This is a genomic window from Streptomyces sp. TAA486 (genome assembly GCF_000426165.1).
Genome location: NZ_AUEV01000002.1, coordinates 260,403 through 286,273 on the forward strand (window position 1 = coordinate 260,403; position 25,871 = coordinate 286,273).

17 protein-coding genes are annotated in these 25,871 nt (G+C 71.2%); 8 read left to right on the forward strand and 9 right to left on the reverse strand.

Annotated features, from left to right (window positions below; translation table 11 throughout):
- Window positions 1-10 precede the first annotated feature (10 nt).
- Entirely contained in the window at window positions 11-1,534 is a 1,524-nt protein-coding gene (locus tag I004_RS32360; RefSeq protein ID WP_051344724.1) for a mannitol dehydrogenase family protein, read from the reverse strand.
- Window positions 1,531-2,979, reverse strand: coding sequence for an MFS transporter (locus tag I004_RS32365; protein ID WP_078510839.1), 1,449 nt, complete (start codon window positions 2,977-2,979; stop codon window positions 1,531-1,533). Before I004_RS32365 ends, I004_RS32360 begins: the two co-directional genes overlap by 4 nt.
- A gap of 105 nt (window positions 2,980-3,084) precedes the next feature.
- Between I004_RS32365 and I004_RS0105125 the strand changes: the two genes are divergently transcribed.
- Together I004_RS0105125 and I004_RS0105130 are read left to right on the forward strand one after the other, a co-directional pair.
- On the forward strand, window positions 3,085-3,915 hold the full coding sequence (locus I004_RS0105125) for an IclR family transcriptional regulator (RefSeq protein WP_051344725.1): 831 nt from the start codon (window positions 3,085-3,087) through the stop codon (window positions 3,913-3,915).
- 118 nt (window positions 3,916-4,033) lie between these two features.
- Window positions 4,034-5,230 carry an amidase gene (locus I004_RS0105130; protein WP_037975030.1) on the forward strand — a complete coding sequence of 399 codons (1,197 nt, stop codon included), beginning with the start codon at window positions 4,034-4,036 and terminating at the stop codon, window positions 5,228-5,230.
- Between the two features lie 135 nt (window positions 5,231-5,365).
- Here the strand turns inward: I004_RS0105130 and I004_RS0105140 are convergent, their stop codons facing one another.
- On the reverse strand, window positions 5,366-7,012 hold the full coding sequence (locus tag I004_RS0105140; RefSeq protein WP_028434588.1) for an AMP-binding protein: 1,647 nt from the start codon (window positions 7,010-7,012) through the stop codon (window positions 5,366-5,368).
- Window positions 7,013-7,123: 111 nt separating this feature from the next.
- On the opposite strand from I004_RS0105140, the gene I004_RS0105145 reads away from it, so the two are divergent.
- A complete protein-coding gene (locus I004_RS0105145) occupies window positions 7,124-7,963 on the forward strand; it encodes a LuxR family transcriptional regulator (RefSeq protein ID WP_028434589.1) in 840 nt (279 codons plus the stop codon).
- On the opposite strand, the gene I004_RS0105150 is transcribed toward I004_RS0105145, so the two are convergent.
- Window positions 7,953-10,556, reverse strand: a complete 2,604-nt coding sequence (locus I004_RS0105150; RefSeq protein WP_028434590.1) for a LuxR family transcriptional regulator — start codon at window positions 10,554-10,556, stop codon at window positions 7,953-7,955. The two genes, I004_RS0105145 and I004_RS0105150, sit on opposite strands and share 11 nt — an antisense overlap.
- A gap of 291 nt (window positions 10,557-10,847) precedes the next feature.
- Here I004_RS0105150 and I004_RS0105155 point away from each other — a divergent pair, with 291 nt between their 5' ends.
- Window positions 10,848-13,538, forward strand: coding sequence for a LuxR family transcriptional regulator (locus tag I004_RS0105155; protein ID WP_028434591.1), 2,691 nt, complete (start codon window positions 10,848-10,850; stop codon window positions 13,536-13,538).
- Window positions 13,539-13,581: 43 nt separating this feature from the next.
- Here the strand turns inward: I004_RS0105155 and I004_RS0105160 are convergent, their stop codons facing one another.
- Window positions 13,582-15,399, reverse strand: a complete 1,818-nt coding sequence (locus I004_RS0105160; RefSeq protein ID WP_051344727.1) for a SpoIIE family protein phosphatase — start codon at window positions 15,397-15,399, stop codon at window positions 13,582-13,584.
- An 86-nt stretch (window positions 15,400-15,485) separates the two neighbouring features.
- Here I004_RS0105160 and I004_RS32370 point away from each other — a divergent pair, with 86 nt between their 5' ends.
- Complete coding sequence (locus tag I004_RS32370; protein WP_078510842.1) at window positions 15,486-19,994, forward strand: HAMP domain-containing protein; 4,509 nt, start codon at window positions 15,486-15,488, stop codon at window positions 19,992-19,994.
- 1 nt (window position 19,995) lies between these two features.
- Window positions 19,996-20,706, forward strand: coding sequence for a response regulator (locus I004_RS0105170; protein ID WP_028434593.1), 711 nt, complete (start codon window positions 19,996-19,998; stop codon window positions 20,704-20,706).
- 63 nt (window positions 20,707-20,769) lie between these two features.
- On the opposite strand, the gene I004_RS0105175 is transcribed toward I004_RS0105170, so the two are convergent.
- Both I004_RS0105175 and I004_RS0105180 read right to left on the reverse strand, forming a co-directional pair.
- Entirely contained in the window at window positions 20,770-22,143 is a 1,374-nt protein-coding gene (locus tag I004_RS0105175; protein WP_028434594.1) for an MFS transporter, read from the reverse strand.
- A 136-nt stretch (window positions 22,144-22,279) separates the two neighbouring features.
- Window positions 22,280-22,942 (reverse strand): TetR family transcriptional regulator, encoded by a 663-nt coding sequence (locus I004_RS0105180; RefSeq protein ID WP_028434595.1) that lies wholly within the window; start codon window positions 22,940-22,942, stop codon window positions 22,280-22,282.
- A 138-nt stretch (window positions 22,943-23,080) separates the two neighbouring features.
- Here I004_RS0105180 and aroQ point away from each other — a divergent pair, with 138 nt between their 5' ends.
- Together aroQ and I004_RS0105190 are read left to right on the forward strand one after the other, a co-directional pair.
- The gene (aroQ, locus tag I004_RS0105185; RefSeq protein ID WP_028434596.1) at window positions 23,081-23,551 is read left to right on the forward strand and encodes a type II 3-dehydroquinate dehydratase; all 471 of its coding nucleotides are present in this window, start codon (window positions 23,081-23,083) and stop codon (window positions 23,549-23,551) included.
- Entirely contained in the window at window positions 23,548-24,456 is a 909-nt protein-coding gene (locus tag I004_RS0105190; RefSeq protein WP_028434597.1) for a shikimate dehydrogenase, read from the forward strand. Before aroQ ends, I004_RS0105190 begins: the two co-directional genes overlap by 4 nt.
- A gap of 114 nt (window positions 24,457-24,570) precedes the next feature.
- Here I004_RS0105190 and I004_RS0105195 read toward each other — a convergent pair whose 3' ends face one another.
- Complete coding sequence (locus tag I004_RS0105195; RefSeq protein ID WP_028434598.1) at window positions 24,571-25,296, reverse strand: transporter substrate-binding domain-containing protein; 726 nt, start codon at window positions 25,294-25,296, stop codon at window positions 24,571-24,573.
- A gap of 263 nt (window positions 25,297-25,559) precedes the next feature.
- Window positions 25,560-25,784, reverse strand: a complete 225-nt coding sequence (locus tag I004_RS0105200; protein ID WP_028434599.1) for a hypothetical protein — start codon at window positions 25,782-25,784, stop codon at window positions 25,560-25,562.
- Window positions 25,785-25,871: the final 87 nt, after the last annotated feature.

The following is a 25,871-nucleotide window of genomic DNA, read 5'->3' on the forward strand; positions in this document are numbered from 1 at the left end:
GCGCTGCTGTCTAGGGGTGCTGCGGCCCCCGGGCGTCCACGCCCGGGGGCGGCGTCTGGGCCGGTGGTGTGGGCGCGTCCGGGGGCGCATCGTCGCTGCACACCGCATTCAGGGCCGCGGCTGCTCCCCCGGTCTCCAGGAGGTCCAGCAATTCGGCGACCCGGTCCACGAACTCACCCTGTTCTGCGAGCCGTTGCCCCAGGACCGCCTGGTCCCGCAGGGCCGCTCGGGCCAGGCTCCGGGCGCGCTGCGCGCTGCCGCCCGCCCCGCCGGTCCCCCCGGCCAGTGCCCGGATCCGCTCACCGTTCGGGTCCACCGGCACTCCGGCGCGGTCCGGGTCCAGCTGCTCCGGGTACGCGGTGCAGCGCAGCCATGCGGCGACGGTCAGCGCGAGCGCGGACGGGATCCGGCCGCGCTCCAGGTGCCACAGGGCCGCGTCGGGCACGCGCTGGGCCAGCTTGAGCGATCCGTCGGCGCCGACCTGCGTGGTGCGGTGGGCCAGCCGGCGGTTCGCGAACCGCTCGCCCAACTCCTGCCGGTAGGCGGCCACTTGGAAGCCGTCGGGAAGGGTGAGCGTCGGCTCGTACTCGTCACCAAGAAGACGCACCGCCTGCGCGATCGACGGGTCCGCGGCCGCGTCGGCGATCAGGGCGCGCCCGGTGAGGAGTCCGAGGTAGGCCAGGAGCGAGTGACTGCCGTTCAGCAGGCGCACCTTGACGGTCTCGTAGTCGTGCACACGGTCCGTCATGACCGCGCCGGCACTGTCCCAGGCGGGCCGTCCGGCGGCGAAACGGTCGCTCATCACCCACATCCAGAACGGCTCGGCGGGCACCGGTACCTCGTCCTGGTGGCCCGCTTCGGCGGCCAGGCGTCTGTGGACGTCGGTCGTGGCGGGGACGATGCGGTCCACCATGGTGTCCGGGCAGGTCACCGACTCGTCGAGATAGCCCAGGAGTTCGGCTCCGTCATGGAGCGGCAGCGCGGCGGCGAAGTCGCGCAGCAGACCCGCCAGGGTGGTGCCGTTGGCTGTGATGTTGTCGCAGCTGAGGAGGGTCACCGGAGCGCCCGACGCGCGGGCGCGGCGCAGCAGTCCGGCAGCGAGACGGCCGATCGTGCTGCGGTGCGGCGCTCCCCCGCCGAGGTCCCCGCGGATCCCCGGCGAGTCCAGGTCGAGGCGCCGACTGAGGGGGTCGATGTCGTACCCCTTCTCGGTGACGGTCAGCGAGACGACGCGGGTGCCCGGGTCGGCGATCTCCCGCGTCACCCTGTCCGGCTCGTCCGCCGCCACGAACGCGTCGGTGATGCTTGCCACTTGGCGCACGCCGGTCTCCTCGGGGCCGAGGGTGACGACGCTGTAGCGCATCCGCTGACGGTGCAGCGCTTCGACGACGCGGCGGGTGTTGCCGGCGACCCCGGTGATCTCCCAGGAGTCGCCGGCGCGCCCGGCGTCCTCCGTGCACAGGGCCTGGTGGGCTCGGTGGAAGTTGCCCAGGCCCAGGTGCAGGATGCGGTGCGGACCGCCGGCTCCGCTCAAGAGCGCTCCTCGGCAACGGACTTCGACGGCGCGCCCGTGGCGGACGTGCTGCCGCCCGGCGCACCCTCCGGGTTCTCGTCCTCCTGCTCGACGTACCCGTACACCTCGGGCAGCACATAGGTCGCCGCCAGGTAACCGGTCAGGGAGAGGACCGAGACGATGACCGTGGCCAGCGGAACACCCAGGCTCTCGAAGAGGACCGGGAAGAGGAAGATCGTCAGGAAGGCGGCGAGCTTCACGAAGATGTATCCGAAACCGGAGGCCGTCGCCTTGTACCGGCTGGGCGCCACCATGGAGGCGATGGTCATGCCGTTGGAGGCCGCCCAGTAGTGACCCCACATCAGACCGGCGGCGGCGAACGGCACCAGCGGCTTCCAGTCCAGGTGGAGGAAGAGCGCTGCCAGCAGCAGGCTGACGAACGCCATGCCGAATCCCCAGCGGGCGATGCCCCGATGGCCGAGGCGCGGCGTGATCGCGGGGCCGACGAAACCACTGATGGTGGCGAGGACGTAGATGGCCCCGGTGATGAAGTTGGTCTCGGCTGTCCCGGAGACGCCGGTCAGTACGAGGATGAACGGCAGGTAGAAGGCGAAGGCGGCGAACTCCGCTCCCTGCATCCCGTTGGATATCCAGGCGAAGATGCTGGCCTTCTTGCGTACCGGGTCCTTCCAGATACCGGCCAGGAAGTCCCGTGTGCGGGGGCGCTCGATGACGTGGTCCTCGTCGGGCAGCATCGGCAGGTCGTCGTCGAACATCTTCTTCGCGACGGTCTTGGCCTGCTTGAACTTGCCGCGCTGGATGAGCCACAGCGCCGTGTCGGGCACGTCGAGACGGCCGACGAGAAGGACGAGCGCGGGGATCGCACCGATGCCGAGACCGATGCGCCACAGCAGGCTGTGGTCCATGCCGCTGAGGTACATCACGGTGATGACGGCGATGGCGGCGACCTCGCCGAGGCCGAACATGCCCTGCCAGCGGTTGCCCATCACCTCCCGCTTGCCCTTGGGCATCGTCTCCATGATGTACGCGTAGCCGGTGGAGATGTCGCTGCCCAGCGGGAGTCCCAGCAGGAACCGGATGATCACCAGCTCCCACATGCTGGTGGCGAAGGACTGGGCCAGCGCGAGGACCACGAACAGCACCATCGTGGTGATGAAGACCTTCCGCCGCCCGAACCTGTCGGCGAACCAGCCCCCGCACACCGCGCCGATGAGCGCGCCCAGCTGCACAGCGGCCGACGCGAGGCCGAGCATGCTCGCGCTGGGGTGGAACTCGTCCTGGACGAAGAGCAGGAGGAAGGAGATCGAGTACAGATCCCACGCCTCGATCAGGATCGTGGAGATCATCAGCCAGCCCGTGCGGCGGCCGGTGTCGGTCCCGTGTTTGGCCAGGACGTGTCTGGCGGCGACGTCCGAGAGGTTTCGTACTTCCGCCTGCGCGGGCATGCACCCTCCTTGCGTCCGCCGCATCGCACCCAATTCCGGCTCCCGGAACGGAATTCCGTGATCTAGAATCCTGCCGCAACCTATGGAGAGTGCGTGGTGGTGTCAATGACTTCTGCCGACCCGGCTTCGTCGAAGTCCCCATCCGCGGGCGGGAGGAGCCCGGGCCCCGGCGTCGGCGGGGAGTCCACGGCGGGGGACGGAGCCGCTCCGCGACGGCTGCTCCGGCTGATCGACGCGCTCTGCTCGTCGCAGGCGCCCGTCCCGCTGGCCGGACTCGCCGCTTCCGCCGCGCTGTCGAAGCCGACGGCGCACAGGTTGCTGCGTGTGCTGACCGAAGAGGGGTGGGCCGTCCCACACGAGGGCGGCAGCTACAGCATCGGCCCCGCCGTGCGCGCCCTGGGTGCCGCCATCGCGGGCTCGGGCAGCGGCGACAGCATCGAGCGCGTGCTCGTCGAGCTGCAGAAGGAGGTGCGCCAGACCGTCCACGTCGGGGTGCGCAGCGGCGACCGCATCATCTACACGCACAAGGTCGAGGGGGACCAGCCGTTCGCCATGGCCTCACGGGTGGGCATGTACCAGCCGCTGCACTCCACGGCGATCGGGAAGTGCATCCTCTCCGGCCTCGACGCCGAAGCAGTGGACGGACTGGTCGAGCGCGCGGGCCTGGAACGCCGCACCGACGCCACGATCACCACGCGCGCCGCGCTGAGGAAGGAACTCGCACACGTGCGGGAGGAGGGCTACGCGCTGGACGAGGAGGAGAACGAGGCCAACGTCAGATGCATCGCCGTTCCCCTGCGCGCCTCGGAGCACCAGGTGATCGGCGCGGTCAGCATCTCGACGGTCACCTTCGTGGTGGCGCGGGACGAAGTGCTGGCGCTGCGCGCCGCGCTGACGCAGACCGCGGCGAGGCTGGAGCCGCTGTTCGGCCGCTGAGACCGCCCGCGGACCAGATGTGTCCCGCGGCCCCTTCGAGCGGGTACACATCGCACCTCGGCCCCGGTTCGCTGCGGGCCGCGGCGACGACCACCACCCGGCTGCATGCGGAGGGCCCATGACCCCGTCGGAGACCAACGCGGAGAAAGCGGTGTGGCGGGAGCGCGGCGCCCCGCTTGTCGCCCCGTCAGTCAGCGGGCCGCTGAGCGGCCTGCGGCTCGCGGTGAAGGACGTGTACGCGATCGCGGGGCAGCGCGTCGGCGCGGGCAATCCCGACTTCCTCGCCGAAGCGGAACCGGAGACCGCACACGCCTGGGCGGTCGGGGCGCTGCTCGACGCGGGCGCCGAGATCACCGGCATCGCGCAGACGGACGAGCTGACCTACAGCCTCGACGGCACGAATCCCCACTACGGCACACCGCCCAACCCCCAGGCTCCCGACCGCATTCCGGGCGGCTCCTCCAGCGGCCCGGCCTCCGCCGTCGCGCTGCACGAGGCGGACGCCGGGCTCGGCACCGACACCGCCGGCTCGATCCGCGTACCGTCCTCCTACTGCGGCCTGTACGGCATGCGGCCCACCCATGGAGCCGTTCCCGTCACGGGAATGCTGCCGCTGGCTCCGGACTTCGACACCGTCGCCTGGCTCGCGCACGACGCGCCAACGCTGGCCCGGATCGGCGACGTGCTGCTGCCCGGGGCCGACGAGACCGAGGATCCGGGGCCCTTCCACACCTTGCTCGTCTCGCAGGATCTCCTCGCCCCGGCCGAACCCCGGGTGCGCGAGTCGTTCGCGTCGGCCGCCGCGGGGCTGGCGGTCCGGCTGGGTCTGCGCAGGGAGGAGTGCGCGTTCGGCGGCGACCCGGAGGAGCGCGCGACCGCTTTCTCGGTCGCGCAGGCGGTACAGGTGTGGGAGAGCGACGGAGAGTGGGTCGCCGCGCACCCCGGCTCGCTCGGACCGGAGATCGCGCGCCGCTTCTCCTGGGCGTCCGGGATCGGCAGGGAGCGCGCGGCACGGGCACGCGAGTCCGTGAGGGCGACGGCCCGCGCGCTGCACGCGGCCCTCTCCCCCGGGACGGCCCTGCTGTTGCCGGCGGCTCCGGGCCCGGCGCCGGCGCGGGAGTCGGGCACCGAGGAGCGGGACGCGGTCAGGAGCTCGGCGCTCCAGCTCACGTGTCTGGCCTCGGGGGCCGGACTGCCGTGCTTGGTGCTTCCGCGCATGACGGCCGGTGGTCTGCCTGTCGGGCTCTGCGTGATCGCGGCCCCCGGCAGCGACCGTGCGCTGCTGGACCTCGCGGTCGCGGAGAGCCGTCGGTGAGCCCGGCGAGCACACCGAGCACACCGAGCACACCGAGCACACCGAGCACACCGAGCACACCGAGCACACCGAGCACACCGAGCACACCGAGCAGGGCGAACGTCTCCAGGCCGCCTCCGGCACCGGTGCGCGGATCTACAGCGCTCCGGGGACCGGCTCCGCGCCTTCCATGGCCTCGCGGCGCAGCTCGACCTTGCGCACCTTGCCGCTGACCGTCATGGGGAACTCCGTCATGACGCGCACGTAGCGCGGGATCTTGTAGTGCGCGAGGCGGCCCTCGCAGAACGCGGCGACCTCCTCCTGCGAGGGCGGGTCGTCCTGGTCGTTGGGGATGACGCAGGCCAGGATCTCCTCGCCGAACCGCTCGTCCGGCACGCCCACCACCTGCACGTCGGAGACCTTGGGGTGGGTGTAGAGGAACTCCTCGATCTCGCGGGGGTAGACGTTCTCCCCGCCTCGGATGATCATGTCCTTGATGCGCCCAGTGATGGCCAGGTATCCGTCGTCACGCATCACCGCGAGGTCGCCGGTGTGCATCCAGCGGCTCGGGTCGATGACCTGGTCGGTCTGCTCCTTGTCCTCCCAGTACCCGAGCATCACCGAGTAGCCGCGGGTGCACAGCTCTCCCGGCTCTCCGCGCGGCAGAGTCACACCGCTGCCCGGGTCGATGACCTTCACCTCGAGGTGCGGGAGCACCTTGCCGACGGTCTCCGTGCGGCGCTCCACATCGTCGTCGGTGCGCGTCTGGGTGGAGACCGGTGACGTCTCGGTCATGCCGTAGCAGATCGCCACCTCCTCCATGTGCATCTCCGCGACGACCCGCTTCATGACCTCGACCGGGCACGGCGAGCCGGCCATGATCCCGGTACGGAGCGAACCCAGGTCGTAGGCCGGGAAGTCAGGCAGCCCGAGCTCGGCGATGAACATCGTGGGCACCCCGTACAGCGAGGTGCACCGCTCGTCCTGCACCGCCTGGAGCGACGCAGCCGGTTCGAAGGTGGGCGCGGGGATGACGACGCAGGCGCCGTGGCTGGTCGCCGCGAGGTTGCCCATCACCATGCCGAAGCAGTGGTAAAAGGGCACCGGAAGGCACACCCTGTCCTGCTCGGTGTAGCCCAGCAACTCGCCGACGAAATAACCGTTGTTGAGGATGTTGTGGTGCGAGAGGGTCGCACCCTTGGGGAAACCGGTCGTCCCCGAGGTGTACTGGATGTTCACCGGGTCGTCGCAGCTCAACCCGGCTTCGGCCGCCCTGAGTTGCTCGTCGGTGATCTCATGGCCGGCATTGACCAGCACCTCCCAGTAGGGGGTGCCGATGTGGACGGTCTCCAGCAGCTGCGGACATTCACCGGCCACCGCCCGCGCCATCGCCCGGTAGTCACTCGTCTTGTACTCGGTGGACGCGACGAGCAGACGAACCCCCGACTGACGCAGTACATAGGCCAGTTCATGTGTACGGTACGCCGGATTGATGTTGACCATCACGGCGCCGATGCGCGCCGTCGCGTACTGGACGAGCAGCCACTCCGGGCAGTTGACGGCCCAGATCCCTACGCGGTCTCCCTTGCCGATGCCGCGCGCGAGAAGCCCGCGCGCGAGCTGGTCGACATCGGCGACGAACTGCGCGTACGTCCAGCGCCTGCCCTCCCGGACGTCGACGAGGACCTCGCGGTCGGGGTACGCGGACGCGCTCCGGTCGAGGTTGCTGCCGATCGTCTCGCCCAGCAGCGGCGTGGTGGCGGCCCCGCTCGCATACGAGAGCGCCGTGGATTCTCCGGTCACCGGGACCTCCTCGTCCTTGAGCCATGGCTTTAGCATCGTGTGCGAGTGATCTGCGCCTCACCACCCCCGAACGGGGGTGACGTCCGGCGGGGAACGCGAGAGGGGACTGCGATGACGGATCCGGCCGAATCGGGCGCGGTGCGGGCGGCGCTGTCCAGGCTGCGGCGCACGACCGAGATCCCGGTTGCCTTCGCGGGCATGACCGGCGAGGGACGCGGGTTCCGCATCACCGAGATGACCGGCACCACCACGCAGGCGCTGCGCGGCCTGGCGATCGCGCCGGGCAACGGACTGGGTGGCAAGGCCGTCGCACTGGCCAGGCCCGCCTCCGTCACCGACTACCGGTCCTCGCGTGTGATCAGCCACGAGTACGACGCCGCCGTGGCGGCGGAGGGCCTGCGTTCGGTGCTGGCGGTGCCCGTCGTGGTCCGCCGCCGTGTGCGCGGGGTGGTGTACGCGGCGCTGCGGGAGTCGCTCGCGCTCGGCGACCGCGCCCTGGACACCGCCGCCGACGCCGTGCGCGAGCTGGAGCAGACCCTCGCCGTCCGCGAGGAGGCCCAGCGGCTGATGCAGGCGCGGCAGGCGCCCGTCGACGATCCCAGCGCCTGGGAGGAGGTGCGCGAGGCGCACGCCGAACTGCGCACCCTCGCCCAGCGGTTGCCGGACGGCGAGCTGCGGCAGGAACTCCTCGACGCCTGCGGCCGGCTGGCGACGGCGTGCGGGCCGCAGTCATCCAGGGAGCACACGGCGGAGGTCGTCTCCCTCACGCCGCGTGAGGTGGACGTGGTCTCGTGCGTCGCCGGGGGCGGCACGAACGCCGCGGTGGCCGCCCGTACCGGGCTGAAGCCGGAGACCGTCAAGGCCTATCTGCGCTCCGCCATGCGGAAGTTGGGCACCCACACCCGGATGGAGACGGTGGTGGCCGCGCGCCGCACCGGCATCATTCCCTGACTCCGGGCCCCGGAGCTGCCGGCCCGGGAGCGGGCGGCAGTGCCAGCGCCGCCCCGAGCTCCGCGCGCCGCTTGACGCCCAGCTTGTCGTAGGCCCGCTGCAGGTGGTTGGAGACGGTGCGCACGGAGATGTCCAGATACCCGGCGACGGCCGGGTTGCTCATCCCGGATGCGGCCAGTTCGCAGATCTGCCGCTCCCTGCTGGTCAGCCGGCCCGTGTGTCCTGCTGTCTCCGGCAGCGCGGTACCGGGCCCGGCGCGGCAGTGCTGCCTCAACTCCTCGGCTCGCCGGGCGAGTTCGTCCGACGCCCGGCCGGTACTCAGGCCGCGCGCCGCCACGACGGCCTCCAGGGCGAGACCCGCGTAGCCCAGTGCCGCCAGCTCCTCCGCCACCGCCGAGAGTCCGCACGGGTCGCGGTCGGCAAGCGCACGGCCGTGGAGGGCGAAGAGCGAGAACAGTTCGCTGTCGCACTCCGCGACCGCCTGCTCCAGCCGGAGCGCCGCGGAGGCCCCCGGCCGCAGACGGCAGCACAGGTAGGCGATCTCCACACCGGTGGTCAGCCTGCCGCCGGCCAGATACGTCTCGGCGAGCCGGTCGGCGAGGTCCGCGGCCAGGGCGACCCGTCCGGCGGCGGCGTGCACCCGCACCTCGCCCTTGGTCAGGTTCTCCCGCATGCTGCTGCCTTCGGGAAAGCCGCCGGCCGCCCTGGCGAGCGCGTCCGAGGCCTCTTCGGTACGACCCAGGGCCGCCGCGCACGAGGCGTACTCGGTGACGATGTATCCCTCCACGGGAAATATCGTCTGCTCGTCGACCAGTGCCTGCGCCTCGCTGAGCAGTTCCAGCGCCAGATCCGGGCGCCCCGCCCAGTACAGCGCCACGCCGTGGATGAACGCCACCAGTGCCACCTCGGCCTGATCGCCCCGCTCCAGCGCCTCCCGGTAGTAGCGTCCGGCCGTGCGCAGCGCCTCGTCGAGCCGCCCCGCCATGACCATCGCGTACACATGGCATGCCTCCGTGGCGCCGCGCATCGAGCCCCATGCGGGCGGCAGCGGGATGGCTCCTCGCTCGAACTCCGCGGTGACGAGGGCCGGCCGGCCGCGGAGGGTCAGGGCGTAGGCCCGCAGGGTCGCCGAGGCGTTGTCCGCCAGCCAGTCCCCGCTGTCGCCGGCCTCGAGCACCGACGGCAGCACCTGCCGGGCGTGGCTCTCGCCGTGGGTGAAGAGGGCCAGGGCCCGGGACGCCACCTTCGTCTCGGGTTCCTTCGACTCGGCCTCGTCGAGCGCGTCGAGCACGGCACGTGCCTCTTCGGGGCGGCGCAGCCCCCAGAAGAGATTGAGGGCGCGCAACGCGGGTGGCCCGTTGCGAGCGGCGAGCAGTTCCTCGGCCTCCGCGGCACGTCCCTGTGCCACGAGTGCCTGGCCGTGCACCCGTACGGCTTCGGGCGTGTGCAGGTGCGCCACGAGGCGCCGTGCGAGTTCGGCGTCCGAGTGCAGCAGGGCGGCGGAGGCGGCACGCACCAGCCGGCCCTCGGGGACCTCCGCTCCGGCGCGCAGTCTCCACAGCACGGGACGTATCGGGTCGGTCGCGCCGCCGCAGCGGTCCACGGCGTCGGCCAGGTCCCGGTGTATGCGCCGCCGCCGCAGAGGGCCCGTCCCCGCGCGGACGACCTCTCCGTACAACGGGTGTGCGACGCGGACCTGTTCGCCCTCCGCCTCGGCGAACGCGGTGACCAGGGACCGCCGGACCAGACGGTCCAGCACGGCTGCGCCGACGAGGGACTCCAGGGCCCCGCGGGGCACCGAGCCGGCCTGTGCGACGTATTCGAGAGCGCGGGCCTCCTCGTCCGGGACGACGCCGACGGTGCTCGCCACGAGATCCCGCAGACGCGGGTGGCCGCCGGCGGGCCCCCGCCACGTCCACACTCCGTGTCTGCGGTGCAGTCCGCCGCTCTCGGCCCCGGCGAGCAGCAGGTGGCGCAGGAAGAGCGGATTGCCCGAGGACATCCGCCACAGCGATCCTGTCGTCAGGCTGTCCACGGGGCCGTCGAGCACGTCGCGCAGGAGTCCGGCGAAGGCGTTCTCGGACAGCGGTTGGACCTGCCACGTCCGGCATGGCACCCGCTCCATCAGCCGCTGAAGCACGCCCTCCTGCGGCGCCGGGCTGCGGGCGGTCAGCAGCAGCGCGGCACCGGCCTCCCCGGCCAGGTCGGCCACGAGGGAGGCCGACGCGGCGTCGAGGTGGTCCGCGTCGTCGACGCCGAGCACGAGGGGACGGGACCCAGCCCGCTCGCGCACGGCCCCACGCAGCGACTCCACGGTCCCGGACGCACCGCCGAGCGGCATGCCGGCCCAGTCGGAGAGGGCGAGGAAGGGAATGTCGCTGGTCGAGGGGCTGCACGCGGCGGTGAGTACGTGCCCTCCTCGTTCCCGGCAGCGTTCGAGGACCTGACGCCACAGCGCCGTCTTGCCGACCCCCGCCTCGCCGAGCAGCAGCACGCGGCCGGCCGGGGGCGGGATCAGGCGGCCGGCCAGCTCGGCGACTTCGTCGCTCCGGCCGGCCAGCGGCCAGGAGCACGTCAGGAAGTCGGTGTGCACGCGCCGATCCTGGTCACGGGTCCGGCCGGATGGCAATGGTCACCGGTTACTCATGACGCGCTCGCGCCCAGCGGTGAAACCTGGCGGGCCGGGGGAATCCGGCGGGGCGGTGACTTCCCCTGGCCGCCGTCCCGCCGTTGCCCGCCGCACCTGCCGCCCTCCTGCCGCGACGTTCCCCCGCACAGGAGTGCGGAAGATACTGGAGCCACCCACGAAGGGACCTGTCTTGCCTGTGCCGCCCGCCGCCGTTGCGGGCGCCGCGCGGCCGTCGCGAACGGCGGGCGCGGCGCCGTGAACACTGCCGCCTGGCCCCTCGTGGGACGCACCGAAGAAGTCGGCGCGCTCTCCTCGCTCCTGCTGGAGCCGGACGGGCCGGGCGTGCTGCTGAGCGGTGAGCCCGGTATCGGCAAGTCGCGCCTGGCCGCCGCGGTGCTGGAGCAGTGCACGCGTGAGGGGATGTGCACCCTGCGCACCTCGGGCGCCGAGGCCAGCAGTTCCCTCCCGTTCGGCGCCATGTCCGGTCTGCTCACGCGCGGTCCTGCCTCGGATGTCTTCCCGCGTGCGGCACGGGAGCTGGAGCGGCTGGCGCGGGGGCGGCCCGTCGTCCTCGGCGTCGACGAGGCCGCCCACCTCGATGCGGTCTCCGGCGCGATGATCCAGCACCTGGCGGCCACGTCCGGCGCCCGGCTGCTGGTGACGGCGCGCACCGGGGAGCTCGACGATCCGACGATCCGGGCACTGCGCCGACGCCTCCTGGTGCGGGAGGTCACGGTGGGCGGCCTGAACCGTGAGCAGATCGGCGAACTGCTCGGCCTGACGCTCGGCGGTCCCGTCGACGGGGTCACGGCCGACCGGCTCTTCCGGCTGACGAGGGGCAACCCCCTCTTCCTGCGGCACGTCGTCTCGGCGGGACGGGCCTCGACGGCGCTGCGGGCGGGCGCCGGGGTGTGGCGGTGGCACGGAGAGCTGAGCGGCTACGAACGTCTCGGTGACCTCGTCGCCTCCGAGCTGGACGAGCTCGGCGAGGCTCCCGCGCGCGCACTGGAACTCGTCGCGCACGTCGAACCCGTTCCGCTCAGCGTCCTCGAACTCCTCGCCGGGCCCGAGGAGTTGGAGGAACTCGAGCGCCGCTCGCTCATCTCGCTGGAGACCCGCGGGCAGCGGCTCGTGGTGTGCGCGGGTCATCCGCTGTACGGCGAAGTGGTGCGCTCGCAGACCTCCGAGGCCCGGCGGCGCGCCGTGTACGCCCGCTTCGCCGACGCGCTGTGCAGCGGCGGCCTCGCCGGCGAGGAGCGTCTCCCGCTGGTCAACTGGCGGCTCCTGGCCGGGGAGGACGTCCCGGACGACGACGTGCTGGCCGCCGGGTCCGAGGCGCTGGCCCGCCGCGACCCGCGACTCGCCGAGAAACTCGCCCGCGGGGTCGCCGGACAGGCCGGCCGCGCGCTGCTGGCGGAAGCGCTCGTGGTGCAGGGCAAGGCGGAGGAGGCCGAGGAGGTGCTCGCCGCGCAGGACCTCGGCCATCTCCTCACGCTGCGGGCGCTCAACCTCTTCTGGGGGCTGCGGCGCACGGCCGACGCCGCCGCGCTCGTCCGCGGTGCCCGCCGCGACGGAGTGGACGCCCCCGGGCTCGCCGTCGCGGAAGTGGCCCTGGCGGTGTTCGGCGGCGGGGACGCGGGGTCCGCCGGGTCCGCGGGGCTCTCCGGTTTCGCGGAGTCCGGCGGACTCACGTCCCTGCGGGAGCTGCCGCCCGGCAGCGCGGTGGCCAGTGCCGCGGCCCCGCTGCGTGCGTATCTGCTGACCTTTACCGGCCGTCCCGGCACGGTCGTGGCGGAGGCAGGCTCCTGTGGGCCGGCACCCGCCGGTCTGTGGCCCGCGATGAGCGGCGCCGTGCAGGCGTGCCACCTCCACGCGCTGGTGCTGGACGGCCGGATCGTCGGTGCCCTCGCCGTCGGCCGTCTGTACTACGAGGCGGCGCTCGAACGGGGCGTCGGAGAGGAAACGGCGCTGCTGAGCCTCCAGTTGGGGGTGTGCGAGTCATGGGCCGGCCGACATGACGCCGCCCTGCCGTACTACAGGGAGGCCCATGCCCTCATCGACGAGCACACGCCCTTCCCCGTACAGGCCTATGTCTTCAGCGAGTTGGCGGCCGGGCTCGCCGCGCACGGCCAACTGGACGCCGCGTGGCGGGTGCTGGCCGAAGGCAACGGCAGGCTGCCCGCGGAGTCGGTGATGAGCGACCATCTGACGCTGGGCCGGGTGCGTGTCCTGGCCTGCTCGGGCCGTCTGGAGGAAGCGGCCGGCGAGGCTGTCGCCCTCTCGGGGAGATATCTGGCCGCGGGCCGGCTGAGCAACGCCGCCGAGGCGCTCTACTATGCGGCACGCATGCGACCTTCGGCCGATGTCGCCTCGCGTCTGGAGAACGTGGCGGCCGCCTGCGACAGTTCGCTCTTCCCCGTGCTCGCCCGCCAAGCACGGGCCGCGGCCGAGGAGGACCCCGAAGAACTCGGCCGGGTCTCGGCGACCCTGGCCGGGCTCGGCTACCACGGCATGGCCGCCGAGGCGGCGGCGAGCGCCTCGGCACACGGCTGCGGACGGGACGCGGTCCGCCACGCACGCAGAGCGGCCCGGTTGCGTGAGATGTGCGGAGGCTTCCGGGCGGTCTGGTCGGCACCGGCACCGTGGGAGGAGTCGCTGACCGAACGGCAGCGCGAGGTGTGCGAGTTGGCGGTACGGGGCCTCGAAAACGCCGCCATAGCCGCCCAGTTGGGGCTGGCAAGCCGGACCGTCGCCAACCATCTGCAGACCGTCTACACCAAGCTCGGTGTCAACTCACGGACGGAGCTGGCGGGAGTCCTGTGCGGGGAGCCGGACCACGACGGACCGGACGGGGACGGCACCGGCGCGGACAGGACCGGCACTGACCAGACCAAGTCCGACTCCGCCGGCGGAAGTGCGGAGGAGGTCGCTGTCCGGCCGCTGTGACCCGCGGGCCCGCCGCCGGTCGGGCAGACCGGTGCCGGGCAGTTCAGCCGCGCACGGCGTGCAGCACGAGGATCGCCAGGTCGTCCTCGACCGGCTCCGGTCCGAACTCGTGCGCGGCCTGGCGCACCCGCTCCGCCACCGCCATCGCCCCCATGCCGCCGCAGGTGGCAAGGATCTCGGCGAGCCCGTCGTTGTCGTCCAACTGACGCTGCCCGCTACGACGTTCGGTGACGCCGTCGGTGACGCACAGCAGCGTCTCCCCCGGTCTCAGATCGAAGCCGTAGGCCGCGAACTCGGTGCCCTCGTCGATGCCGAGCAGCATCTGCGACTCCACCACGGGCACGACACCGTGCGCGGACAGCTTCAGCGGCGCCGGATGTCCTGCGCTGGCGATCGAGCAGTGCGCCCCGCCCGCCTTCCTGTCCGGCTCGAGTTCCCCGTAGACGAGGCTGAGGAAGCGCGGCTGCGCGCTCTCACCGCCCACGGCCACGGCCTCGGCTCCCTCCTCCGCCATGGCGGCGTTGAGCCTGTCGAGTACGGACTCCACGCCATGCCCCTCACGGGCGAGCAGCCGGACGAGATGCCGCGTCAGCCCGGTCACCGACATCGCCTCGGGGTCCTTGCCCTGCACATCTCCGAGCAGGAACGACCACCGGTTGTCGCCCATGGGGAAGAGGTCGTAGAAGTCGCCTCCGACGGTCTGGCCCATGGCGTGGGGCTCGTAGACGATTGCTGTCTCCACCCCCGGCAGGCTGGCCAGCGACGGCGGCAGCTGTCTGCGCTGGAGCGCCCGGCTGATGCTGGTCTGGCGCGCGTACTGGCGTGCGGTGACCACGGCCTGTGCCACTCGGCGCGCGACGTCCTCCACGGTCCGCGCCACGGAGTCGGTCATCTCGGTCGGCCCCGCCCTGCCGATCACCAGCGAGCCCAGGCAGGTGCCGCCGGCGACGAGGGAGAAGGCCAGCGCCGAACCGCCCTTCCCGGAATCGTCCGCGCTCTCCGGCCAGGGCCAGGGGATGCCCACGGTCCGCAGGCCGGCGGGCGGCGGATCCCGCTCCAGGGCGAAGCGCAGCGCGTCCACCTTGCGCTCGTCGACGTCCCACACACGGGAGAGGCGCATGCCGCCGGCCTCGCTGGTCAGCCACACGGCGCACCAGTCGGCCAGCCTCGGCACGAGCAGCTGGCCGGCCAGCGCGGCGACCATGTCCTCGTCCAGCTGCCCCGAGAGCAGCTCGCTGGCCTCGGCCAGGAACGCGCCGCCGCGGTCGGCCCACTCCGCGGTGCGGCGGCGGTCGGACCGCTCGGAAGAGGTGAAGATCTCCGCGGCCTCCAGTTCGCGGTGCATCGCCTCGTTGAGCGACCCGGACGGCTTGGCGACCATCTCGGCGACGGCGAGACGGAACCACACGACCTTCTCGGTGCGCCGATAGGTCACGCCCCAGGACTGGGCGAGAGCTCCGACGATCTGGAGCCCGAGGCCACGGCCTCCGCGCCGTGCCGAGGTGTCGCCGCTGACACGGCCGCTGGGCTGCCGGTCGACCACCTCGACCAGCACTGCCGAGACCTCGACCGGTCCGTGAGCCTCGCCGGGCTCGTCCGGCCCGGGCACGTCCGTCTCGACCCCGCAGGCCACCTCGATCTGGGTGCCGGCGTGCATGAGGGCGTTGCTCACGAGTTCGCTGACGAGGAGCTCCGCGTCGTCCGCAAGCCGCTCGGTCAGCCGCCACGGCGCCGTGCTCGCGCGCCCCCATTTCTCGATCTCCGATCGTACGATCGCGCGTGCGGTGGACGGTGCGAGCTGGCTTGTAGGCAGGGCCCTGCGCGACTCGGGATCGCTCAGGCCCGCGGATGGCAGTCGCACAAGCCACTCCTGACTCGGATGTCCTCGCGATAAAGCCTCTACAATAGGATAAAGCTACACATCCAGGATGCTTGGGATGGGATGCCATGGACGACGCCCAGGGCCAGTCGATACGCGAGGCGGACCTGCGTCGACTGCTGGGGAACATGAGGTCGCTCAGCGACGGCGATTTCTCGGTGCGTGCGGCAGCCGAGAGCGAAGGAATTCTGGGCGAGATGGCGGGGGTGTTCAACCAGATAGCCGCGCGCAACGACCACCTGGCCACGGAGCTGAGGCGCGTCCGCCGGGAGGTGGCCAAGGAGGGCCAACTCGACGAGCGGATATCAGCGAGCCCGGGTCCGGGTTCGTGGAGCACCAACGTCGACGAGGCGAATCAGCTCATCGAGGCTCTCGGGACCCCGGTGACGAAGGCGACCAGGGTGCTGGAGGCGATCGCCGACGGGGATCTCACCCACCACATGGACCGGCACAACGGCAAGCACGGCGACCTCGGGCGTCTGGACAGCGGCCTGAACCGTCTCGTGGACCAGCTCTCCATGTTCACCGCAGAGGTCACCAGGGTGGCCCGCGAGGTCGGTACCGAGGGCAACCTCGGCGGCCGCGCGGATGTCGGGGACCTTTCGGGTGACTGGCGCCGCGTGACCGAGGCCATCAACACCATGGCGGAGCGGCTGACGGGACAGGTACGTGACATCGCCGGTGTGACGACGGCGGTCGCGCGGGGTGACCTGACGCAGAAGGTCATGGTCGAGACCTCCGGTGAGCTGCTGGAACTGAAGCTCACCGTGAACACGATGGTCGACCAGCTCTCCGCCTTCGCCGACGAGGTCACACGCGTCGCACGCGAAGTCGGCACCGAAGGAAACCTCGGCGGGCAGGCCGAGGTGAGAGGTCTGTCGGGGGCATGGCGCGACCTCACCGACAACGTCAACCTCATGGCGTCCAACCTGACCTCGCAGGTCCGCAACATCGCCCAGGTCTCCGCGGCCGTCGCGCAGGGTGACCTGAGCAAGAAGATCACCGTCGACGCCAAGGGCGAGATCCTCCAGCTGATGAGCACCGTCAACACGACGGTCGACCAGCTCTCCGCCTTCGCCGACGAGGTCACGCGCGTCGCACGCGAAGTCGGCACCGAAGGAAACCTCGGCGGGCAGGCCGAGGTGCGGGGCGTCTCAGGTGTCTGGCGCGACCTCACCGACAACGTCAACCTCATGGCGTCCAACCTGACCTCGCAGGTGCGCAGCATCGCCCAGGTCGCCACGGCTGTGGCCGAGGGCGATCTCAGCCAGAAGATCACCGTCGACGCGAAGGGCGAGATCCTCCAGCTGAAGACCACCCTCAACACGATGGTCGACCAGCTCTCGGACTTCGCCGACGAGGTCACACGCGTCGCACGCGAAGTCGGCACCGAAGGAAACCTGGGCAGGCAGGCTCAGGTCAGAGACGTGTCGGGGGTGTGGAAGGACCTGACCGACAGCGTCAACTCCATGGCGCTGAACCTGACTTCACAGGTCCGCAGCATCGCCCAGGTGACCACCGCCGTCGCCAACGGAGACCTCTCCAAGAACATCGACGTCGACGCGCGCGGCGAGATCCTGGAGCTCAAGGACACCGTCAACACGATGGTCCGCCAGCTGCGGGCCTTCTCCGACGAGGTCACACGCGTCGCACGCGAAGTCGGCACCGAAGGAAACCTCGGCGGCCGTGCCCAGGTGCACGGTGTCTCCGGCGTGTGGAAGGACCTCACCGACAACGTCAACTTCATGACCACGAACCTGACTTCGCAGGTCCGCAACATCGCCCAGGTCGCCACGGCCGTCGCCAACGGAGACCTCTCCAAGAAGATCGACGTCGACGCGCGCGGCGAGTTCCTGGAGCTGAAGACCACCCTCAACACCATGGTCGACACGCTCTCGTCCTTCTCCTCGGAGGTCACACGCGTGGCCCGCGAGGTCGGCAGCGAGGGACAGCTGGGCGGCCAGGCACGCGTCGAGGGCGTCTACGGCACGTGGAAGGGACTGACGACGAGCGTCAACGAGCTGGCCCTGAACCTGACCACGCAGGTCCGTGCCATCGCCGAGGTCGCGAGCGCCGTGACCCAGGGCGACATGGCCGCCTCCATCCAGGTGGACGCCCGCGGCGAGGTGGCCGAGCTGAAGGACAACATCAACGTGATGGTGGCCAACCTGCGCGAGACCACCCGCACCAAGGACTGGCTGGAGTCCAACCTGACCCGCATCGCCGGGCTGATGCAGGGCCAGCGCGACCTGGTCGAGGTCGCCGACCTGATCCTGCGGGAGCTGACTCCGCTGGTGAACGCCCAGGCGGGCGCCTTCTTCCTGGTCGGCGCCGGAGGGAAGCCCGGCGAGGAGCTGGAGTACATCGCCGGCTACGGCACCAGCGGGCGCGAGGAACCCGGCGGGCCCGACTCCCCGCTGCGCGGGCTGATATCCCAGGCCGTCGCCGAGAAGAAGCGCATCCTGATCGAGGACGCGCCGCCGGAGTACGTGAGAGTGGAGTCGGGTCTGGGCTCCGCACCCGCGGCGAACATCCTGATTCTGCCGATCCTCTTCGAGGACAGGGCGCTCGGCGTCATCGAGGTCGCGTCGTTCAGCAAGTTCAACGAGGTGTACCTGACCTTCATCGACCAGTTCGTGCACACCATCGGCGTCTCGATCAACACCATCCTGGCCAACGCCCGCACGGAGGTTCTGCTCTCCGAGTCGCAGCGGCTGACCAAGGAACTGCGCCAGCGGTCGGACGAGCTGCAGCGCACCAACGCCGAACTCGAGGACAAGGCGGCGCTGCTCGCCACGTCGTCCCAGTACAAGTCGGAGTTCCTGGCGAACATGTCGCACGAGCTGCGCACTCCGCTGAACTCGCTGCTCATCCTGGCGCGGCTGCTCGCCGACAACCCCGACGGCCGGCTCTCAGAGCAGGAGGTGGACTTCGCCACCACGATCTACCGCTCGGGATCTGACCTGCTCCAGCTCATCAACGACATCCTGGACCTCTCCAAGGTCGAGGCCGGGCGGATGGACGTGCGGCCGCGTTCGCTGCCGCTGACGAAGCTGCTGGACTACGTCCACGCGACATTCCGGCCGATGACGATCGACCGCGGGCTGGGGTTCGAGATAGCGGTGGGCGAGAACGTGCCGCGCGAGCTGTACTCCGACGAGCAGCGCATCCAGCAGGTACTGCGCAATCTCCTCTCCAACGCCGTGAAGTTCACCTCGTCGGGCGGCATCGAGCTGCGCGTGGAGCGGATCGCGGAAAAGGACTTCCACGAGGCGACGCTGCGCGACGCCGAGTCCGTGCTCGCCTTCTCCGTCAAGGACACCGGAAGCGGCATCCCGCCGGAGAAGCTCGCGGTGATCTTCGAGGCGTTCCAGCAGTCCGACGGCACGACGAGCCGCCGGTACGGAGGCACGGGCCTCGGGCTGTCGATCAGCCGGGAGATCGCGGGGCTGCTCGGTGGGCGGATCGACGTCGAGAGCCAGGAGGGCGTGGGCTCGCGGTTCACCCTCTACGTACCGTCGGTCTACCCGGGCAGTGCCCCCATCGGCCCGCCGCAGCGCGTGGGAGGCGCTCCGGCGACCGTCAGCGGCCGCGACTCCGCGGGTGGCACGCCCGTCACGACGACTCCGCCGCCGGCCGCACTGCCCGAGGCGGAGCCGCTGGGCCCGGCGGGAGGGGCCGCGCCCGCGCCCACGGAACCGGCTGAGCCCGGGGAGGCCGCGGAGGCACCGGAGGGCGGGGCTCCGGCCGAACCCACACCCGCGGCATGGCCCGAACCGTCAGAGCCGGCTGCCGCGCCTTCACCGCGGGTGGAGACCGTGAGGCCCGAGCGGCCCGCGGGCAGCGGACAGCCCGCGAAGGACAAGGAGGACACCTGGCCCGAGACCACGCAGCTCAAGCAGTGGCTGGGCGGCGAGCGCGGCCAGGTGCTGTCGGGGACCCACGTGCTCATCGTCGATGACGACATCCGGAACGTCTTCGCCCTCACCCATGTCCTGGGGCGCGTGGGCATTTCGGTGAAGTACGCCGAGAACGGCCGCGAAGGCCTGGACGTCCTGGACCGCTCCCCCGAGGTGTCGGTCGTCCTGATGGACATCATGATGCCGGAGATGAACGGCTACGAGGCCATCCAGACGATCCGGCGCACACCGCGGCTGGCCGGTCTGCCCGTCATCGCCCTCACCGCCAAGGCCATGTCCGGCGACAGCAAGAAGGCTCTCGACGCGGGCGCCGACCTCTACGTCGCCAAGCCGGTCGACCTCGACGAGCTGCTCCAGTCCATCTACAACCTGCTCAAGGACGGCCGCGGAGTGGGGACGCCCGGCGGCAGCGGCGCCACTCAGAGCGGGGACGGCGGTGAGGGCAGTGACGGCAAGGTCTCAGCCGCACCTCCGGTGACGGCGCGCGAGACGGAGGCGAGGAGGCAGACGGACACGGCGCCAGGGACGAACGGATCCGGACCGGCGCCGGGAGGTGTGGAACCGCACAGCACGGCCTCGCCGGACGGCGCCGGAGGCCGGGAGCACCACATCTCCCCGCCCGGTGACGACGCCGGCGACGAGCCCCTGGACGGATGACATGAGTGCCGCGGTGCCCGACAGGTCCAGCATCCTGATCGTGGACGACATGGAGGAGAACCTCATCGCCCTGGAGGCCGTGCTCGGGCCTCTGGACCAGCAGTTGGTGACGGCGCGTTCCGGCGAGGACGCGCTGAAGGCGATGCTGCGCCAGGACTTTGCCGTCGTGCTGCTCGATGTGCTCATGCCGGGGATGGACGGCTTCGAGACCGCGAGCAACATCAAGCGTCTGGACCAGACGAAGGACGTGCCGGTCATCCTGCTGACCGGCACAGACGTGGACGCGGACTACGCCTACCGCGGATACGCCCTGGGCGCAGCCGACTTCCTCTCCAAGCCCATCGACCCATGGGTACTGCGCACGAAGGTCAACGTCTTCCTCGACCTGGACCGCAAGAACCGTCAACTCGCCGTCCAGGCCGAACAGCTTCGACGTCTCCTGGTCGCCGAGCACTCACCCCGCGCCGGCGGCCAGGGTGGAGCGGCGGAGGGACCGCTGGAGGGCACCTGGTCCGCCACCGGTCAGCCGGAGCGCATGGGAGCCGGCAAGGGCGGCGCCGAACAGCTCGCCCAGATCACGGAAATGCTCGTGCAGATCGAGATGAGGCTGAGGGACGGCGAGACCGCCGCATCGGCCGACCTCGCCGACCGCATCGCGGACCTCGAGCAGATCGTGCGCAGGGTGGGGACGACGGACGGGAACGCCAGGTGAGGTGAGCGCGCGGCCCCGCCCGGCTGCTCCCGTTCGCCCCTGCTGCTGCTCCGTGAGGTTCCGTCAGGCGCGCTCGGCCGTACGGTGCGGAACATCGTCGGCCACCCCGGCGCTCCCGCCCGCGGGCAACCCGAGTTCGTCGGTGGGGACATGGGCGGTCTCGCGGGCCGTCAGCGCGGCGAGCGCGGGCGGCACGCAGAGTGCGGCGGTGAAGAGCCCGACGTTCGCCCAGCCGTCTCCCTCCGGCCCGGCGATGCCGGCGGCGAACGTCACCGCGAACCCGGAGATGGCGAAGCCGATCTGGGTGCCGACGGCCATGCCCGAGAGCCGGACGGACGCCGGGAACATCTCTCCGTAGAAGGAGGGCCAGATGCCGTTGGCGGCGCTGTAGACGACGCCGAAGGCGAGGACTCCGCTCAGCAGCGTCAGCGGGTAACTGCCGGTGGAGATCGCCCACAGGTACAGGAACATCGTGACGGCGCTGCCCACCGCCCCGGCGAGGAAGACGGGCCTGCGGCCCACCCTGTCCGACAGCCGGGCCCACAGCGGGATCGCCACCAGCGCGGCCGCGTTGGCGAGCGCGCCGACCCAGAGCATCCCCGAACTGTCCATGCCGACCGCGTCGCTCGTCGCGTACGACAGCGCCCAGACGGTGAAGATCGTGCTGACGGAGGCGACCAGCGCACCGCAGATGACCCGCAGCAGCGCTCGCCAGTGTCCGCGCAGGAGGACAGCCAGGGGCATCTTCGCGACCCGGCCCGCCTGCGCCTGCTTCGTGAAGACGGGCGTCTCGTGCAGGGTCCGGCGGATGAACCAGCCGACCAGGGCGACCGCGGCGCTCAGCAGGAACGGTATGCGCCACCCCCAGGTGAGCATCTGGTCCTCGGGCAGGGCCGCGACGGGGATGAACACGAGGGTCGCCAGGAGCTGTCCGGCCTGGGTGCCGTTGAGCGTGAAGCTGGTGAACCAGCCACGCCTGTGCTGTGGCGCGTGTTCCAGAGTCATCGAGTTGGCGCCGGCCTGCTCGCCGGCGGCGGATATGCCCTGCATGACGCGCAGCAGCACCAGCAGGGCGGGCGCCGCCCCTCCGATCTGGGCGCGCGTGGGCAGACAGCCGATGAGGAAGGTTGCCGCTCCCATCAGGAACAGCGTGAACAGCATGATCTTCTTTCGCCCGAAGCGGTCACCGATGTGACCGAGCAGCAGGGCGCCGAGCGGGCGGACGGCATAGGCGACACCGAAGGTGGCCAGGGAGAGCAGCGTGGCGTCCGCCGGGTCCGAGTCCTCGAAGAAGATCTTCGGGAAGATCAGGGCGGCTGCGCTGCCATAGATGAAGAAGTCGTAGTACTCCAGTGCGCTCCCGACCGCTGCGGCGACAGCGGCCTTGCGTGGCTGTGCCGATGCGGCGGCAGAGCCGGACTCTTTCTCGGCGGTCACGGCGTGCTCCTTCGGGCGTCCCTCGCGGCTCTAATTAACCCACCAGATAGTTAATAGTGAGTGGCTACGGATGCTGGAGCCGCGTTCCGCTTGTGTCAAGGGGCCTGGACGGGGCTTTCTCCGCGGGGCGCCGGAGTCAGCCCTTCTCACCGGTCGTCAGGTAGGCGATCACCATGTCCGCGAGCATCGTCCGGTAGTGCTCGCGGCGGTCCTCGTCCAGCAGGTCGCGCTCGAAGAGGGCCCGGAAGGTGTGGCGGTTGGCGACGCGGAAGAAGCAGAAGGAACTGATCATCGCGTGCAGGTCGACCGCGTCCACATCGGCCGTGAAGACCCCTTGGGCCCGCCCCGCGTCGAGGATGCGCCGGATGACGTCGATCGCGGGCGAGCTGAGTCGGCGCAGCTCCTCCGACCCTGCGATGTGTTCCGCTTCGTAGACGTTCTCGATGCTGACGAGCTGGATGAAGTCCGGGTGCGCCTCGTGGTGGTCGAAGGTGACGGCGGCGAGCCGGCGGATGGCCGCGACAGGATCCAGGTGCTCGACGTCCAGCTGCTGTTCGGCCTCGCGGATGACCGAGTACGCCCGCTCCAGCACGGCCGTGAACAGCTGCTCCTTGCCGCCGAAGTAGTAGTAGATCATCCGCTTCGTGGTGCGCGTACGGGCGGCGATCTCGTCGACCCTGGCTCCCCCGTAGCCGGCGCGCGCGAACTCCTGGGTGGCGGCGTCCATGATCTCGGCCCGGGTTCGGGCGGCGTCACGTACGCGTCCGGCGGACTGCGCCGGGTCTTCCGCGGTGGTCATCCGGCTCCTCGGCGGGGGTCACTGCAGTCCAGCGATTGTAGGGCGAGCCGCGCGCGGCCCGTCCTGCCGGGCTTCACAGTGGGGGCATCGGCTTGATATGACTAACGAACCAGTTCGTACATTGATGGGAAGCGACCGATGCCCCACTCCGCCGACCTACCGGACGACATCCCAGTGCTCGTCCTGAACGGCCCGAACCTCAATCTGCTCGGCCTGCGCGAGCCCGACATCTACGGCAAGGACACGCTGGCCGGCATCGAGGAGCTGTGCCGCGAGACCGCCGCGGCGCACGGGCTGCGGGCGGACTGCCGGCAGAGCAACCACGAGGGCGTGCTCATCGACGCGATCCACGAGGCGCGAACCGCGCACCGCGCGATCGTGATCAACCCCGCGGGGTACAGCCACACCTCCGTGGCGCTGCGCGACGCGCTCGCGGCGGTCGAACTGCCCGTCGTCGAGGTGCATCTCTCCAACATCCACAAGCGGGAGGCGTTCCGCCACCACAGCTATGTCTCCGCCGTCGCCGACACCGTGATCTGCGGCGCCGGCGCCAACGGGTACGCCCTGGCGCTGGCCCACGCGGCCACGCTGGTGCGGGAGAAGCGGTGAGCGGCGGGCGTACGTACCTCGTCGGTCTCGTCGGCTCCGGCATCGGCCCTTCCCTCAGCCCCGCGCTGCACGAGCGGGAGGCGGAACGGCTGGGCCTGCGCTACGTGTACCGGCTCATCGACCTCGACGGAATAGGGGCATCTCCCGGGCCCCCAGGCCCAGGGGAAGCCTCCGCGGAGCGGACGGGCGACCTCGTACGCGCGGCCCGCGAACTCGGCTTCGACGGGCTGAACATCACGCACCCCTGCAAACAGGCCGTCATTCCGCATCTCGACGTGCTCGCTCCGCAGGCGGAGGCGCTCGGCGCGGTCAACACGGTGGTCTTCGACGGCCACCGGGCCGTGGGGCACAACACCGACGTCACCGGCTTCGCCTCGTCCTTCGCGCGCGGACTGCCGGACGCAGCGATCGACGACGTGGTGCTGCTCGGGTCTGGAGGCGCCGGAGCCGCCGTCGCGCACGCCATGCTCGGGCTGGGCACGGGACGCCTCACCGTCGTCGACGCCGAGCCCGAACGGGCCTCCGCGCTGGCGGGCTCACTGGTCCGCCACTTCGGCGACGGACGTGCGGTCGTGGCCGAACTCCCGGAACTGAGGGGCCGGTTGGAGCACGCCGACGGCCTGGTGCACGCCACCCCCACCGGAATGGCGGCGCATCCCGGGCTGCCCGTACCGGCGGGGGCGCTGCATCCCGGACTGTGGGTCGCCGAGGTCGTCTACCGGCCCCTGCGGACCGAGTTGCTCGGCGCGGCGCGCGCCCGGGGATGCCGTGTCCTCGACGGCGGCGGCATGGCCGTCTTCCAGGCGGCCGACGCGCTCCGCCTGTTCACCGGGCTGGAGCCCGACAGCGCGCGCATGCTCGCGGACTTCGAGGACCTCGCGGAGGCGCCCGGCGCTCACCTGTGAGCGGCGCCGACTCCACGTGTTCGCAGGGCGGTTGATGCTCTCCCGCCGGTCCGTGAGTGCGTCCGGCCGGTTTCCCTGCCGTGCTCCCCGTGCACGGAGTGGTCCCCGCGTGCGCTACGCCTGTGCGCGTGGGGCGACCAGGGACTCGGATCGACCCGAGCGCCGAAGCGCGTCGGCGACGAATCCCGAGGCCTTCAGCTCCTCCACGAGGTTCCTGAGGAACTGCACGGTCTCGGGCCGCCGAGTCGTTGTCGTGCCCACCGCCTGCTGGATATGCATGAACGGCTCCTCGATCAGCCGGACTTCGGTATGTGCCGCGACGAACTCGGTCATCGGCTGCCTGATGCCGGCAGCGACCTCCAGGCTCCGGGCGCGGAACTCCTCGACGCCTTCCTCTCCGCGCACGATGCTCGCGTGCTGAAGGGTGCGCGAGAGGTAGAGGTCGTAGGCGGATCCGTGCTTCACGCCGATCCGCACGCCCTCCCGGTCGACGTCATCCACCGTGGCGAGGACCGAGTCACGGGGCACGGCGAACACGCCCTCGATCACCACATACGGTGCGGTGAAGGCGACTTCAGCCTCACGCGCGGGCTCGACGGCCAGGAAGCAGATGTCGGCCCGGCCCGACGTCATCGCCTCGTACGACGTGCGTGCCGCGTCGAAGCCGACAAGCTCCACCGGCATGTCCAGCCGCGCGCCGACCTCGCGAGCGATGTCGACCGTGACACCGCTCGGCGCCATCGGCGTGCCCTGAGCCAGCACCGGATTTCCCAGGTTGACCGAGGCCCGCAGCACGCCACTCGGTGCCAGATCCTCGGCGATGGCAGGAGTCACGACCACGGACCGGAGTGTAGGACACTTCGTGAGCCCGGCAGCCGGGACCGGAGAGCGTCGCGGGTCGACGAGGGCCCGACGCCGGCCGGTCGAGGTGGGCAACACCGCCAGGGCGGGCGGGCTCGTTTCAGGCGCTGGTCATCGTCACGGACCGGTCGGCTCGCGCGACGTCACGGACCGGTCGGCCCGCGCGACCTGGGCACCGCTCTCCCCCGACGGCACGCTTACTTACGGTGGACGCGCTGAAACTCCAAGGGGCACGGGCCCGTTCAGGTTCCCCGGTCGCGCATGTACGGCGTGGTGGACACGGCTCCCATGTGGCGCCCGGCGCGGGCCCGCCGCCGGGCCTCCCGCACCTCGGCGCCGGCTGCCGCCTCGATGCGCAGGCCATCGGTGCCCGTGGCGCCGCGGCGGCGGCTTCTGCGGACCAGGACCCACACCAGGGCGGTAATGATCAGCAGCAGCCCCGCGTCGACCGCCAGGAAGAAAGCCATCAGACCCCCGTTGTCCGGATGAACCTCCAGTATCCGGTCCGCGGCGATCCGTGCGCCAGAGGACCGGGGCGCTCCGCTACTGGCCCG